This is a genomic window from Arthrobacter sp. NicSoilB8, from assembly GCF_019977355.1.
In the GTDB taxonomy this organism is placed as follows: domain Bacteria; phylum Actinomycetota; class Actinomycetes; order Actinomycetales; family Micrococcaceae; genus Arthrobacter.
Genome location: NZ_AP024655.1, coordinates 1,246,306 through 1,258,382, shown reverse-complemented (window position 1 = coordinate 1,258,382; position 12,077 = coordinate 1,246,306). Strand labels below are relative to the sequence as shown.

At 69.4% G+C, this 12,077-nt stretch carries 10 protein-coding genes; 4 read left to right on the top strand and 6 right to left on the bottom strand.

All coding sequences use genetic code 11. The annotated features are described in order from the left end of the window. Positions 1–103: 103 nt before the first annotated feature. From LDO15_RS05655 to glyA, 3 genes are all read right to left on the bottom strand, one after another. Positions 104–1,015 (bottom strand): ABC transporter ATP-binding protein, encoded by a 912-nt coding sequence (locus LDO15_RS05655; RefSeq protein ID WP_223987106.1) that lies wholly within the window; start codon positions 1,013–1,015, stop codon positions 104–106. A gap of 221 nt (positions 1,016–1,236) precedes the next feature. After that, positions 1,237–2,160 carry a bifunctional methylenetetrahydrofolate dehydrogenase/methenyltetrahydrofolate cyclohydrolase gene (locus LDO15_RS05650; protein ID WP_223984882.1) on the bottom strand — a complete coding sequence of 308 codons (924 nt, stop codon included), beginning with the start codon at positions 2,158–2,160 and terminating at the stop codon, positions 1,237–1,239. Positions 2,161–2,163: 3 nt separating this feature from the next. Next, positions 2,164–3,468, bottom strand: coding sequence for a serine hydroxymethyltransferase (gene glyA, locus LDO15_RS05645; RefSeq protein ID WP_276572943.1), 1,305 nt, complete (start codon positions 3,466–3,468; stop codon positions 2,164–2,166). Between the two features lie 312 nt (positions 3,469–3,780). Between glyA and purU the strand changes: the two genes are divergently transcribed. The 3 genes from purU to LDO15_RS05630 all read left to right on the top strand — a co-directional run bounded on the left by purU (position 3,781) and on the right by LDO15_RS05630 (position 5,746). After that, positions 3,781–4,641 (top strand): formyltetrahydrofolate deformylase, encoded by an 861-nt coding sequence (gene purU / locus LDO15_RS05640; protein WP_223984881.1) that lies wholly within the window; start codon positions 3,781–3,783, stop codon positions 4,639–4,641. Between the two features lie 21 nt (positions 4,642–4,662). Then, positions 4,663–5,133: a class I SAM-dependent methyltransferase gene (locus tag LDO15_RS05635; RefSeq protein ID WP_223984879.1), complete on the top strand. Its 471-nt coding sequence runs from the start codon at positions 4,663–4,665 to the stop codon at positions 5,131–5,133. A 91-nt stretch (positions 5,134–5,224) separates the two neighbouring features. Beyond that, positions 5,225–5,746, top strand: coding sequence for a gamma carbonic anhydrase family protein (locus LDO15_RS05630; RefSeq protein WP_223984877.1), 522 nt, complete (start codon positions 5,225–5,227; stop codon positions 5,744–5,746). 122 nt (positions 5,747–5,868) lie between these two features. On the opposite strand, the gene LDO15_RS05625 is transcribed toward LDO15_RS05630, so the two are convergent. Continuing rightward, positions 5,869–7,593, bottom strand: coding sequence for an NAD(P)/FAD-dependent oxidoreductase (locus LDO15_RS05625; RefSeq protein WP_223984875.1), 1,725 nt, complete (start codon positions 7,591–7,593; stop codon positions 5,869–5,871). Continuing rightward, a complete protein-coding gene (locus LDO15_RS05620) occupies positions 7,590–9,125 on the bottom strand; it encodes an amino acid permease (protein WP_223984872.1) in 1,536 nt (511 codons plus the stop codon). The genes LDO15_RS05625 and LDO15_RS05620 overlap by 4 nt, the downstream gene beginning before the upstream one ends. 111 nt (positions 9,126–9,236) lie before the next feature. Between LDO15_RS05620 and LDO15_RS05615 the strand changes: the two genes are divergently transcribed. Continuing rightward, positions 9,237–11,063, top strand: a complete 1,827-nt coding sequence (locus LDO15_RS05615) for a PucR family transcriptional regulator (protein ID WP_223984870.1) — start codon at positions 9,237–9,239, stop codon at positions 11,061–11,063. 13 nt (positions 11,064–11,076) lie between these two features. Here LDO15_RS05615 and LDO15_RS05610 read toward each other — a convergent pair whose 3' ends face one another. Beyond that, a complete protein-coding gene (locus LDO15_RS05610) occupies positions 11,077–11,925 on the bottom strand; it encodes a nitrilase-related carbon-nitrogen hydrolase (RefSeq protein ID WP_223987102.1) in 849 nt (282 codons plus the stop codon). Positions 11,926–12,077 lie beyond the last annotated feature (152 nt).

Sequence of the window (12,077 nt, the reverse complement as noted above, 5' to 3'; positions counted from 1 at the left end):
GCCCGCCGCAGTGCCCGCAACCGCAGTGCCCGCCGCCGCAGTGGCCGCAGTGGCCGCCGTCGTCTGCAGTGCCGAAGTCAGCGCCGCCTTGGCCGGCTCTCCCCTAGTCAACGAGGCTCCTGCCGGTCAGGCGCAGGAAGACGTCTTCGAGCGAGGAGCGGCGGACCAGCGACGTGACCGGCCGCAGGCCCCGGGCGGTGACCTGCTCCAGGGCGGCCTCGCCGTCGTGGGCGTAAATGAGCACCCGGTCCGGCAGGGTCTCGAGGCGTTCGCCGATGCCTTCGAGCTCCGCGCCGACACTGGCGTTGCGTTCCGAGCCGAAGCGCAGTTCCAGGACCTCCCGGGTGGAGTAGTCGCGGATCAGGCTGGCAGGGGATCCTTCGGCCATGATCCTGCCCTTGTCCACCACGATCAGGCGGTCGCAGAGCTGCTCGGCCTCGTCCATGTAGTGAGTCGTGAGGATCAGGGTGACGCCCTGTTCCTTGAGCCGGAACAGCCGGTCCCAGAGGATGTGCCGGGCCTGCGGGTCCAGGCCGGTGGTTGGCTCGTCCAGCAGCAGGATCCGGGGTTCGTTGATGAGGGAGCGGGCGATCGTGAGGCGTCGCTTCATGCCGCCGGACAGGGCGTCCACCTTGGACTTGGCCTTGTCCGTGAGCTGGGCGAATTCGAGCAGCTCGTCGGCCTTGGGCTTGAGGTAGCTCATGGGCAGGCCGAAGTAGCGGCCGTAGACCAGCAGGTTGTCCCGGACTTTCAGTTCCTCGTCCAGGTTGTCCTGCTGCGGGACGACGCCCAAGTGGGCGCGGACTTCCGGCCCGTGCTGTTCTGGGTCCAGGCCCATGATGCTCAGGCTGCCGGAGGTGCGCTGCGAGACCCCGCCGATCATCTTCATCGTGGTGGACTTGCCGGCGCCGTTGGGGCCGAGCAGGCCGAAGGCTTCCCCGGCGGGGACGCGGAAGGAGATGCCGTCGACGGCGGTGACGTCGCCGTAGCGCTTGGTGAGGTTCTCGGCAGTGATGACGTACTGCGGAGCGGCGTCGGAAGGGCTGCTTACGGGTGATTCTTTCGAGACAAGTTCGGACACCCGCACCACGGTAGTGGATCGCCGCAAACTATGAAAGAGTCTTTTCGTAAAAACTCCTGACGTATTCGTTCCGTTATGCCCGGCGGCGGGGAAAAGCACGGAATCCGGCGGCGGGTGGGCCGGCCGAAGCCGGGCTCACCCGCCGCCGGCAGGCCTTAGGCGGGCCCGGAGTGGCTTTCCTGCGCTACTTGGCGTTCCGCGGTTTCCACCACGTTGGCGAGGAGCATGGCCCGGGTCATCGGGCCCACTCCCCCGGGATTCGGCGAGATCCAGGCAGCGACGTCGGCCGCGGCGGGGTCAACGTCTCCAGTGACCACGGCTTTGCCGTTGCCATCGTCCACCCGGCTGACGCCGACATCAAGCACGATCGCGCCGGGCTTGAGGTCCCCGGCCTTGATCATGTGCGGCTGCCCGGCGGCGGCAATCACGACGTCCGCCTGCCGCAGTTCCGCCGGCAGGTCCACCGTGCCCGTGTGGGCCAGAATGACCGTGGCGTTGACGTCCTTGCGGGTCAGCAGGAGTCCCACCGGGCGGCCGATGGTGACGCCGCGGCCCACTACGAGGACGCGCTTGCCGTTCAGGCTGATCCCGTGCCGGGTCAGCAGCTCCACGCAGCCCTTGGGCGTGCAGGGCAGCGGGGACTTCATGGGTCCGCTGACGTTGGCCACGAGCCGGCCCAGGTTCATCGGGTGCAGGCCGTCGGCGTCCTTCTCGGGATCCATGGCCTCCAGGATGACGTCCTGGTCGATGTGCTTGGGCAGCGGCAGCTGGACGATGTAGCCGGTGCATTCCGGGTTTTCGTTGAGCTCGCGGACCACAGCCAGCAGTTCTTCCTGGGTGGTCTCTTCCGGCAGGTCGCGGCGGATGGACGTGATACCCACCTCGGCGCAGTCCTTGTGCTTGCCGCCGACATACCAGGTGCTGCCCGGATCGGAGCCCACCAGGATGGTGCCCAGTCCGGGGGTGACGCCCTTGGCCTTGAGTGCGGCCACGCGTTCCGTCAGCTCAGCCTTGATGGCAGCAGCGGTAGCCTTGCCGTCCAGGATCTGCGCTCTTCTTGCAGTCTCAGCAGAAGTCATGGACTACCACTGCTCGTGCTGTGGGTACAGCGGGAAGTCGACCGCGAGCTTGTCCACGCGGGCCTGCAGGGCTTCAATATCGACGCTGCCGGCCGTGCCCTTTACCAGCGCCGTAGCGATGATGTCCGCGACCTCGGTGAACTCCTCAGCGCCGAAGCCACGGGTGGCCAGGGCCGGGGTGCCGATGCGCAGGCCGGAGGTGACCATCGGCGGGCGGGGGTCGAACGGCACGGCGTTGCGGTTGACGGTGATGCCCACGGAGTGCAGGAGGTCTTCGGCCTGCTGGCCGTCCAGCTGGGAGTTGCGCAGGTCCACCAGGACCAGGTGCACGTCGGTGCCGCCGGTCAGGACCGAGACGCCGGCGTCGGCGACGTCTGCCTGGCCGAGGCGTTCGGCGATGATCTTGGCACCTTCCAGCACGCGCTCCTGGCGCTCCTTGAATTCCTCGGTGCCGGCGATCTTGAAGGCCACTGCCTTGGCGGCGATCACGTGCATGAGCGGGCCGCCCTGCTGGCCCGGGAACACGGCCGAGTTAAGCTTCTTGGCCCATTCCTGCTTGGCCAGGATCACGCCGGAGCGCGGGCCGGCCAGCGTCTTGTGCACTGTGGAGGTGACGACGTCGGAGTGCGGGACCGGGCTCGGGTGCAGCCCGGCGGCGACCAGGCCGGCGAAGTGCGCCATGTCGGTCCAGAGCAGCGCGCCGACCTCGTCGGCGATCGAGCGGAACGCGGCGAAGTCTAGGTGCCGCGGGTAGGCGGACCAGCCGGCGATGATCACCTGGGGCTTTTCGGCGATGGCCTGCTCGCGCAGCTTGTCCATGTCGATCCGGAAGTTGTCTTCCTCGACCTGGTAGGCGGCCACGTTGTAGAGCTTGCCGGAGAAGTTCAGCTTCATGCCGTGGGTGAGGTGTCCGCCGTGGGCCAGGGACAGGCCCAGGATCTTGTCACCGGGGGTGATCATGGCGGCGAGCGCGGCGGCGTTGGCCTGCGCGCCGGAGTGCGGCTGGACGTTGGCGTATTCGGCGCCGAAGAGCTCCTTGACGCGGTCGATCGCGAGCTGCTCGGCGACGTCGACGTACTCACAGCCGCCGTAGTAGCGGCGTCCAGGGTAGCCCTCGGCATACTTGTTGGTCAGGACGGAACCCTGGGCTTCCATCACGGCGCGCGGGGCGAAGTTTTCGGAGGCGATCATTTCCAGGGTGCCGCGCTGGCGGCCCAGCTCCTGGGCCAGTACGGCGGCGATTTCAGGGTCGAGTTCGGCCAGCGGCTGGTTGCTCACGGCGGCTGAGGTGGCGGTAGTAGTAGTCACGAGGAACTCCTGGTAGGCAACGGGTACGGCTATTGGTCAGGCTACCGGCTGGCCCGTTGCACCGCCCTTTGATTACGGGCCCCTTGACAGCGGGCCGCGACAGCGGCGGTTGGCGCCCTGGACGGGCGCCGGCAACGGCGCGCAGCGGTGAGGCTGCCAACCGGTAAGACATGACCCTCGGCCCAGGCGTACGATCCGTGGTCTTCGTGAGTGCCGCTCCCTGATGGTTAGCCATCCAACGCCAGTTGCGACGGTTTAACACTACCAAAACGCTTTCAAAACCGCCCTTGAAGCGCAGGTAGGCTGTTCTTCGTGACTGACGCGAACCTGACTGCCTCCTACATCCTGACCCTGTCCTGTCCCGACCGGCCCGGCATCGTGCACGCCGTCGCCGGCGCCCTCCTCGTGGCGGGCTGCAATATTACGGACTCCCAGCAGTACGGCAGCCAGGGCACGGGCACCTTCTTCATGCGCGTGGAGGCAACGACGGCGGCGTCCCAGGCGGAGCTGCAGGCCGCGCTCGAGCCCGTGGCGCAGGCCTTCGGGATGCAGTGGAGCCTCAACCCGGCCGGCCGGAAAGTCCGCACCCTGCTGATGGCCAGCACCTCGGCCCACTGCCTGAACGACCTGCTGTTCCTGCAGCGCTCCGGCACCCTGCCGATCGAGATTCCGGCCATTGTCTCCAACCACCCTGACCTTCAGGGCCTGGCGGAGTTCTACGGGATCCCGTTCCACCACATCCCCGTCACCCCGGACACCAAGGTCCGGGCCGAGGACGCCCTGCGCGCCCTGATGAAAGAGCATGACATCGAGCTCACCGTCCTGGCGCGCTACATGCAGATCATCTCCGACGACCTCTGCACCGAACTCACGGGCAAGGCCATCAACATCCACCACTCGTTCCTGCCCTCCTTCAAGGGCGCCAGGCCCTACCACCAGGCGCACGCCCGCGGCGTGAAGCTCATCGGTGCCACAGCGCACTATGTCACGGCCGCCCTGGATGAGGGACCCATCATCGAACAGGAAGTCATCCGGGTGGACCACCGGCGCACTGCCGAGCAGTTTGTCCAGATGGGCCGCGATGTGGAGGGCCGCACCCTCGCCCAGGCCGTGCAGTGGCACGCCGAGCACCGCGTCCTGCTCGACGGCAACCGGACGGTTGTCTTTAACTGAAACCAGTCCTTGACTAGAGCTATGGAATCCACCCGGAAGGACCGGCTCGAATCATTCGTGGCCCTGTTGAAGTCCGAGGGCCGGCACGCCGTGCTCGGGCTGGACTGCGGCCCCGGCACCGACGGACTGCACTTTGTGCAGGCCGGCATCCATTTCACCGGCGTCGACCCGTCCGAGGAGAATATCCACGTCGCACGGGCGCACGGGCTCGAGGCCTCCGTGGCGGGCCCGGCGCCGCTGCCCTTCGCCGACGCCGCGTTCTCCTCGGTGTGGGCGGTGGACGCCCTGGCGGGCCTTCCGCCGGAACAGTGGGACGACGTCGTCCACGAACTCTGGCGGGTGGCGGAACCGGGCGCGCCGATCGCCGTCGTGCTTCCCGTGCCCGATCCGCACAGCGTGGGCGACAAAGAGGGCGGGTTCGGCGGCGGCGAGGGCGGGTTCGGCAGCGGCGAGGGCGGCGGCGGGTTCATGGTCCTCCGCTCCCCCGCCTGACCCAACTGACTAGCAGCAGGGGCCGTTTTGAGCGCTCAAAACGGCCCCTGCTGCTAGCTAGTTGGGCGGGGAAGTGTCCTAGGCTGGGGGCATGGCTCCCCTTTACGCGTTCGCCGGCACGACGCCGGCCGTCCATGACTCCGCCTTCGTCGCCCCCACGGCCTCGGTGATCGGCAACGCCACCCTGGCCGAGAACTCGAGCGCCTTCTACGGCGTGTCCGTCCGCGCCGACACCGCCGCCATCAGCGTGGGCGCGGGCAGCAACCTGCAGGACAACGTGGTGCTGCACGCCGACCCCGGCTTCCCTTGCACTGTGGGCGCGCGGGTCAGCGTCGGCCACAGCGCCGTGGTGCACGGCTGCACCGTGGAGGATGACTGCCTGATCGGCATGAGCGCCACCATCCTCAACGGGGCCGTGATCGGCGCCGGCTCGCTCATTGCCGCCGGCGCCGTGGTGCTGGAGGGCACGGTCATCCCGCCCCGCTCGCTCGTCGCCGGCGTTCCGGCCAAGGTCCGCCGCGAGCTCAGCGACGAGGAGTTCGCGGGCGTCCAGCACAACGCCGCGCACTACCAGGAGCTGGCGCGGGCGCACCGCGAACTGCACAGCGCGTGAACGGCACGGCACGGCACGGCACATCAACGGCACGGCACGTCAACGGCAAAGCGCGTGACATAGCGGGCTGACTGCCCGCGCCAAACACCTGCCAGCGCCCACCCTGCTGCCGGCCGAACCGCTCAGTCCAGCGCGACCGGACCCAGCTCGTCGAGCAGCTCGCCCGGTCCGGGGTTCCCCGCCGGGGTCCGGCCGCCAAGGTGGTTGACCACACCCCAGACCGCGTTCAGTCCGGTGGTGACGGCGCCCTCGGCCCAGCCTGCGGTGAAGGAGACGTCGTCGCCGGCGAGGAAGATTCCGCGCTGTTCGACCGGGAGCCCGTTCTGCTTGAAGTGGGTGAAGAGCCGCTGCTGGTAGCGGTAGTGTCCCGGCAGGTTGGCCTTGAAGGCTCCCATGAAGTTGGGGTCGGCCTCCCACGAGACGGTGATCGGCTGGCCCACGATGTGGCTGGCGATGTCGACGCCGGGGTAGATCTGCTCGAGCGAGTGCAGCATGAGCTCCGCCCGCGCGTCCGCGTCGAGCGACAGCCACTTCAGCGCGTCGTCGTTCCAGGTGTAGGACAGCAGGATCACGGCGGGCTGGTCCGGGCCGTTGTCCAGCAGGTACGTGGCCCGGTTCAGCCGGTCGGTCAGCGTCATGGACAGGACCTCGCGGCCCGTCTCCGGGTCGATGTCCTTCCAGAACGGCCGGTCCACCATGACGAAGGTCTTGGAGGACTGCATGTAGTGCGAGCGTTCGATCGCGGTCCACAGCTCGGCGGGAAAGAGGGTTTCGTCGGTGTGGATCCGTGTCGACAGCAGCCAGGACTGGCAGGTGGTCACCACCGCCGGGTACGCGGATTCGCGTCCCCAGCGTTCGCGGATCCGGAAGTCGCCGGCGCCGTCGCGGGCGATGCGCTCCACGGCGCCCCGCGGGGCACCGGCATGCAGCGATGCCAGGGAGGTGCCGTCCGGCCAGTGCGCCATGCCCGACGGCGCGTGCTCCCACAGTGCCTCGGGGAGCCGTTGCGCGCCGCCGGCGATGAGCCGGTGCTGATCATCGGCGTCGGTGTAGACCACGCGGAGGATTTCGAGGATGGAGTTGGGGAAGTCAGTGTCCCAGCCGCCGGTGCCGAAGCCCACCTGCCCGAACGCCTCGCGGTGGGCGAAGCCGGCCTCCTTGAAGGAGTCGCTGCCGGCGATGAAGCCGTAGAAGGTCTGCTCGTCCAGTTCCGGGAGCAGCGCGTTCCACAGTTCCTTGATCTTTGCCGTGTCCCGGGCACGGATCGCGTCCTGCATTTCGGCGAACCGGGCGCCGTCGTTCACGGCCGCCTTCCACGCGTCCGCCACCTCGAGGAAGAACGGGGGCAGGTCCGCCGCGGTCTCGGCGTAGTACTTCTGGCCCGCAAGCTCGATCACCGTGCTGGAGGTCGCCGGCGCCAGAGGGTTGGGGAACTCCTGGGTCTCCAGCCCGAGCAGGTCCACGTAGTGGTAGAAGGCCCTGCCGGAGACCGGGAACCGCATGCCGCCGAGGTCCGCCACGATGCCCGGCGCGGACGGGAAGCTGGCGGTCCTCAGCCGGCCGCCGATCCTGTCGGCCTCGTAGACCACCGGCCGCAGGCCCAGCTTCATGAGTTCATAGGCGGTCACCAGCCCGGACAGGCCGGCACCGACGACGGCGACCTCCGTCCCGTACAGTTCGGGCGGCACCGAGCCCAGGCCGTCGGGGTGGGCGAGGTAGTGGTCGTAGCTGAACGGGAAGTCCGGATTCAGCATGGTGATCGGCGCCTGCGCCGAACGAGTGGCGGCCGGGCTGTCTGCCGGAGTGAAAGCCGGTTCGGGGGCCGGCAGTTCGGTGGCGGTGGTCATGAGATCTCTGCCTTCAGTTCCTGGGTTGTGGTGGTGACGGGTTGGCGGCTTGATAGTTCACGGTATTCCTCGTGGCTCAGGGCGGCCACCCTGGAGTTCTTCCGGCCGTAACCGAAGTAGGCGGCCAGGCCCACGAGCATCCAGGCACCGAAGACCACCCAGGTCTCGGCACCGAGGTTGGCCATGAGGTAGGCGCACATGAGGGCGCCGAGGATCGGGGTCAGCGGGAACAGCGGGACGCGGAAGCTGCGCGTGAGCTCCGGCCGGGTCCGCCGCAGGTAGATGACTGCCACGTTGACCAGCGCGAACGCGAACAGGGTGCCGATGCTGGTGGCGTCGGCGAGGGCGCCGAGCGGCACCAGGCCGGCGGTCACGGCGACGGCGGTGCCCACGATCAGGGTTCCGGCAACCGGCGTGCCGGTCCGGGCCGAGACCCGGCCGAAGACCTTGGGGACCAAGCCGTCGCGCGACATCGAGAGCAGGATCCGGGTCTGCCCGTAGAGCACGGTCAGCACGATGCTGGCGATGGCGAGCACGGCGCCGACGGCGAACACCACGCCGACCCAGGGCTGGCCGGTGGTTTCCTCGAGGATTTTCACGAGGGCGGCTTCGGTGCCGTCGAACCATCCCCAGGGGCGGGCGCCGATGGCGGCGACGGCGACGAGCACGTAGATGCTGGTGACGATCAGCATGGAGAGCAGGATGGCCCGCGGGAGGTCGCGCTTGGGGTTGCGGGCTTCCTCGCCGGCCGTGGAGGCGGCGTCGAAGCCGATGTAGGAGAAGAAGACCCGGGAGGCGGCGGCCGAGACGCCGGCGGCGCCCATCGGCATGAGGGGTTCGAAGTGTCCGCCGTTGAAGGCCGTGAAGGCCACGGCGCAGAAGAACAGGAGGATGCCGACCTTGACCAGGACGATCGCCGTGTTGATCCAGGCGCTCTCCTTGGCGCCGCGGACCAACAACACCATGGCCAGGACCACAATGACGATCGCGGGCACATTAAGCACCCCGCCGGCTCCCGGCGGCTGCGACATGGCGTCCGGGAGGGACAGACCGAAGACCGCCAGGGCCTCGTTGACGTACTGGCCCGCGCCGACCGCGACGGCGGCCACGGAGACGGCGTATTCGAGCACCAGGCACCAGCCGCAGATCCAGGCCATGCCCTCGCCCATGGTGGCGTAGGTGTACGAGTAGCTGGAACCGGCGGCGGGGACCAGTCCGGCCATCTCCGCATAGGACACGGCGGAGAGCAGAGCGGCGAGTCCGGCAATGGCAAAGGAGATCCAGATGGCAGGGCCGGCGAGCGGCACGGATTCGCCCAGGATCACCAGGATGCCGGTGCCGAGCGTGGCACCGACGCTGATCATGGTCAGCTGCAGCACGCCGAAGCTGCGGACCAGCCGCGTGCCGCCGTGCCCGGTTTCGGCCTCGCTGACCAGCTGCCCGATCGGCTTGCGGCGCAGGATCTGGGCGGCGAGCCCGGGACGGCCGGCGGCGGCCGGCGGGCGTTCCCCGATCAGAGTTGGCACAGTCATCGTTGACGTCCTTATCTTCAGTAGTGGTCGGATTCCCCTGACCACCCTAGGCATGTGAGCCACCTCTCACGGTTGTGCAAAATGACCTGTACTCTTCAGTCATGAGACTTAATGCACTGCCCGCGCGGTTTCGGGACCGGCGGGACCGGCGGGACGGGGGCTGCGGCCGTGGCTGCTGAGGACTCCGAGCGGTTTGGTTTCGTCACGCTCTCACAGTTCCTGCGCCAGCTGCCGGAGCTCGGCGTCCTGCACGACGGCGGCAACGGGGACGAGCGCCTGCGCTGGGTGGAGCCGAGCGAGCTGGATGACCCGACCCCCTATCTGCTCGACGGCGAGTTCCTGCTCACGGCCGGTCTGCCGTTCGTCGGCGAGGGCGGCAGCGAGGAGGCGGTGGACGCCTACATGCGCCGGCTGGTCGGGGCCCGGGTCGGCGCCCTCGGCTTTGGCCTGGAACCTTACTTCGAGGCCGTGCCGGAGACCGTGGTCCGGTCCTGCCGGCGACACAACCTGACCCTGGTGTCCATCCCCGGGACCATCCCGTTCGCCGCGCTGGGACTCGAGTTCTCCCGGCTCCTTGAGTCGGACAACGCCAGGACCTTCCGCCAACTGGCCGACACCAACCGGCAGCTCATGCGGGCGGTCCTGTCTGCGCGCCCCGAGCACGAGCTCCTCGCGGCCCTCGTGCAGCGCGTCCCGGTCTGGGCCGTGCTGGTCGGGGCCGACGGGCGGGTGCGTGCCCGCGGCTCGGGCAGCTCCCCCGGCCCGCACACCGCGCACTCCGCGGCCGGCACCGTGCCGGGAGCCGATTCCGCCGTCCTGCAGCCGCTGCTGGCCCGGCTGCTCTCCGGCAGCGGCCCCCGGGTGGAGATGGATTCTTTCGACGCCGCAGGCTCATCGCTGGTCTTCGGGTACCCGCTGCGCAGCACCCGGGACGCCAACCTCGGCGCGCTCGTCCTGGGCACGGACGCCCCGCTGACGCCGGCGCAGAACAGCGTGGTCTCCACCGCCGTCGGGCTGCTGGAGCTGCTGGTCCGGCAGCGCACGAGCGGTTCCCTGGCCCCCAGCCAGCTTGCCACGGCACTGCTGCTGCACCCGGAAAGCGTGGCATCGGGTACCGCACGGCAGGTCAACGGGTTGAAGGACCTGCTGGCACAGAGCATCTCCTCCACCCGGTCCGCCCAGCTGCGGGTGGTCCAGGGCGTCCGGGTGGACGCCGCAGCGGGAGGCGACCGTGCCGCGGGCGGACCGCGCCACGCGGGCGAGGGCCGGGTGCGGGAGCTGTTGGAATGGCGCCGCCTGTTCGACACCAAACTGGTGGAGCACACCGACTACGGCTTCGCCGCGATCACCCGGCTCAAGGTCGACGACGCCCTGCTCGCCGAGGTGGAGCGGCTCGGCTGGCGCCTGGTGATCGGCGGCGGCACCGAATTCACGGGACTTGCCGGCGCCTACCAGGCTGCGTCGTCGCTGCGCAACCGGGTGCTGACCGGCCGCCGGAGCGTCCGGGCGGAGGAGGTCACCTGGTCCGTGACGGGGCTGCTGGGCTCGGAGGCCGGCACTATGCTGGCGGACCGCCTGCTGGCGCCGGTGCTCGCGCTCGAACCGGAGCGCCGCGACACCCTGCTGGGCATCCTGCGGGCCTGGCTTGGCGAGAACGGCAGCTGGGACGCCACGGCCAAGGCCACCGGGCTGCACCGCAACAGCGTCCGCCGGCAGGTCGGCGTCATCGCCGAACTGCTGGGCCTGGACCTCAACCAGGCCCAGGCCCGCGCGGAGCTGTGGATCGCTCTCCAGTACATCGCCCATCAGGACCAGGGCGGACCCGAGTTGCCCGGCACTGCGTCACCTGGCGCAGGTCCGCCCCCAGCCCCGGCCCCGGCAGCCGTCACTTCGGCCGAATCAGGCGCTCCCGCGGGTCAGATGTCCCAGGACCGGTAGGCGCTCCCGCGGGTCAGATGTCCCAGGACCGGTAGATGTCGGGGCGGCGGTCACGCAGGTACGCGACGGCGTCGTCCGCGTCACCTGCCCGGTCCGCGTCGTCCCTGCCGTCCCCGGCGGCGTGCTCGGCCCCTCCCAGCTCGGCCCCTCCCAGCTCGACAAAGAGCAGTTCCGGCCCGGGTCCGGCCACAGCCAGGGCCGTTCCGTCCGGGCCCGCCACGATGCTGCCGCCGCGGAAGTCGTAGCCTTCCTCCGTGCCGGCGTGGTTGGCGTACGCCACCGTCAGCTGGTTCTCCAGCGCCCTGGCCCGGACCAGCACCTGGGGCACGGCCTCGAACCCGCCCGCGAGTGCCGTCGGCACCAGCAGCAGTTCGGCGCCGCGCACGGCGGCGGCCCGTGCGGACTCGGGAAACTCGATGTCGTAGCAAATCACCAGGGCCGTCTTGAGCCCGTGGAAGTCGACGACGCCGGGCGCCGCCGCGGCGGGCGTAAACGCCGCCCGCTCCTCGGGGCCGAACAGGTGCACCTTGTCGTAACTGAGCAGCTCGTCGCCGGACGCGTCAACCAGGGAGGCAGAGATGTGCCACTCCCCGGCCGGCGTGACGGCGGGGAGGCTGTAGACGAGAGCGATGTTGTGGCGCCGGGCGATGCCGGCCAGGGCTTCCCGGAGCGCAGGCAGCGTGCCCGGATCGAAGCCTGACCGCAGCCGGAGCGGCGCGTAGCCCACGGGGAAAAGCTCCGGCGTCAGCAGCAGCTGCGCACCGGCGGCGGACGCCTCGCGGGCCGCCTCGTCCACCGCGGCGCAGTTCGCCGTCACATCCAGCACGGCGGCGTTCGCCTGCATCAGGGCCAGCAGCACCATTACTACCTCATGACTCTTCGGGTCCTTCCGCAGGAGCACTGCGGACTCTCTGGTCCCAGAGTAGCCGCGGCCCGCAATGCCGCATTTGGTGCATTTCCGCCCGGGTGGCGGGCGAACAGGGCGGAACGTCCCGCCCATGGAGGCCGGGAGGC

Excerpts from the sequence above, each read along its gene's own strand:
- LDO15_RS05620 (WP_223984872.1), bottom strand. The coding sequence starts at position 9,125 with ATGACTGTGCCAACTCTGATCGGGGAACGCCCGCCGGCCGCCGCCGGC.
- LDO15_RS05615 (WP_223984870.1), top strand. The coding sequence starts at position 9,237 with ATGCACTGCCCGCGCGGTTTCGGGACCGGCGGGACCGGCGGGACGGGG.
- LDO15_RS05635 (WP_223984879.1), top strand. The coding sequence starts at position 4,663 with ATGGAATCCACCCGGAAGGACCGGCTCGAATCATTCGTGGCCCTGTTG.
- LDO15_RS05625 (WP_223984875.1), bottom strand. The coding sequence starts at position 7,593 with ATGACCACCGCCACCGAACTGCCGGCCCCCGAACCGGCTTTCACTCCG.
- LDO15_RS05610 (WP_223987102.1), bottom strand. The coding sequence starts at position 11,925 with ATGGTGCTGCTGGCCCTGATGCAGGCGAACGCCGCCGTGCTGGATGTG.
- LDO15_RS05630 (WP_223984877.1), top strand. The coding sequence starts at position 5,225 with ATGGCTCCCCTTTACGCGTTCGCCGGCACGACGCCGGCCGTCCATGAC.
- LDO15_RS05650 (WP_223984882.1), bottom strand. The coding sequence starts at position 2,160 with ATGACTTCTGCTGAGACTGCAAGAAGAGCGCAGATCCTGGACGGCAAG.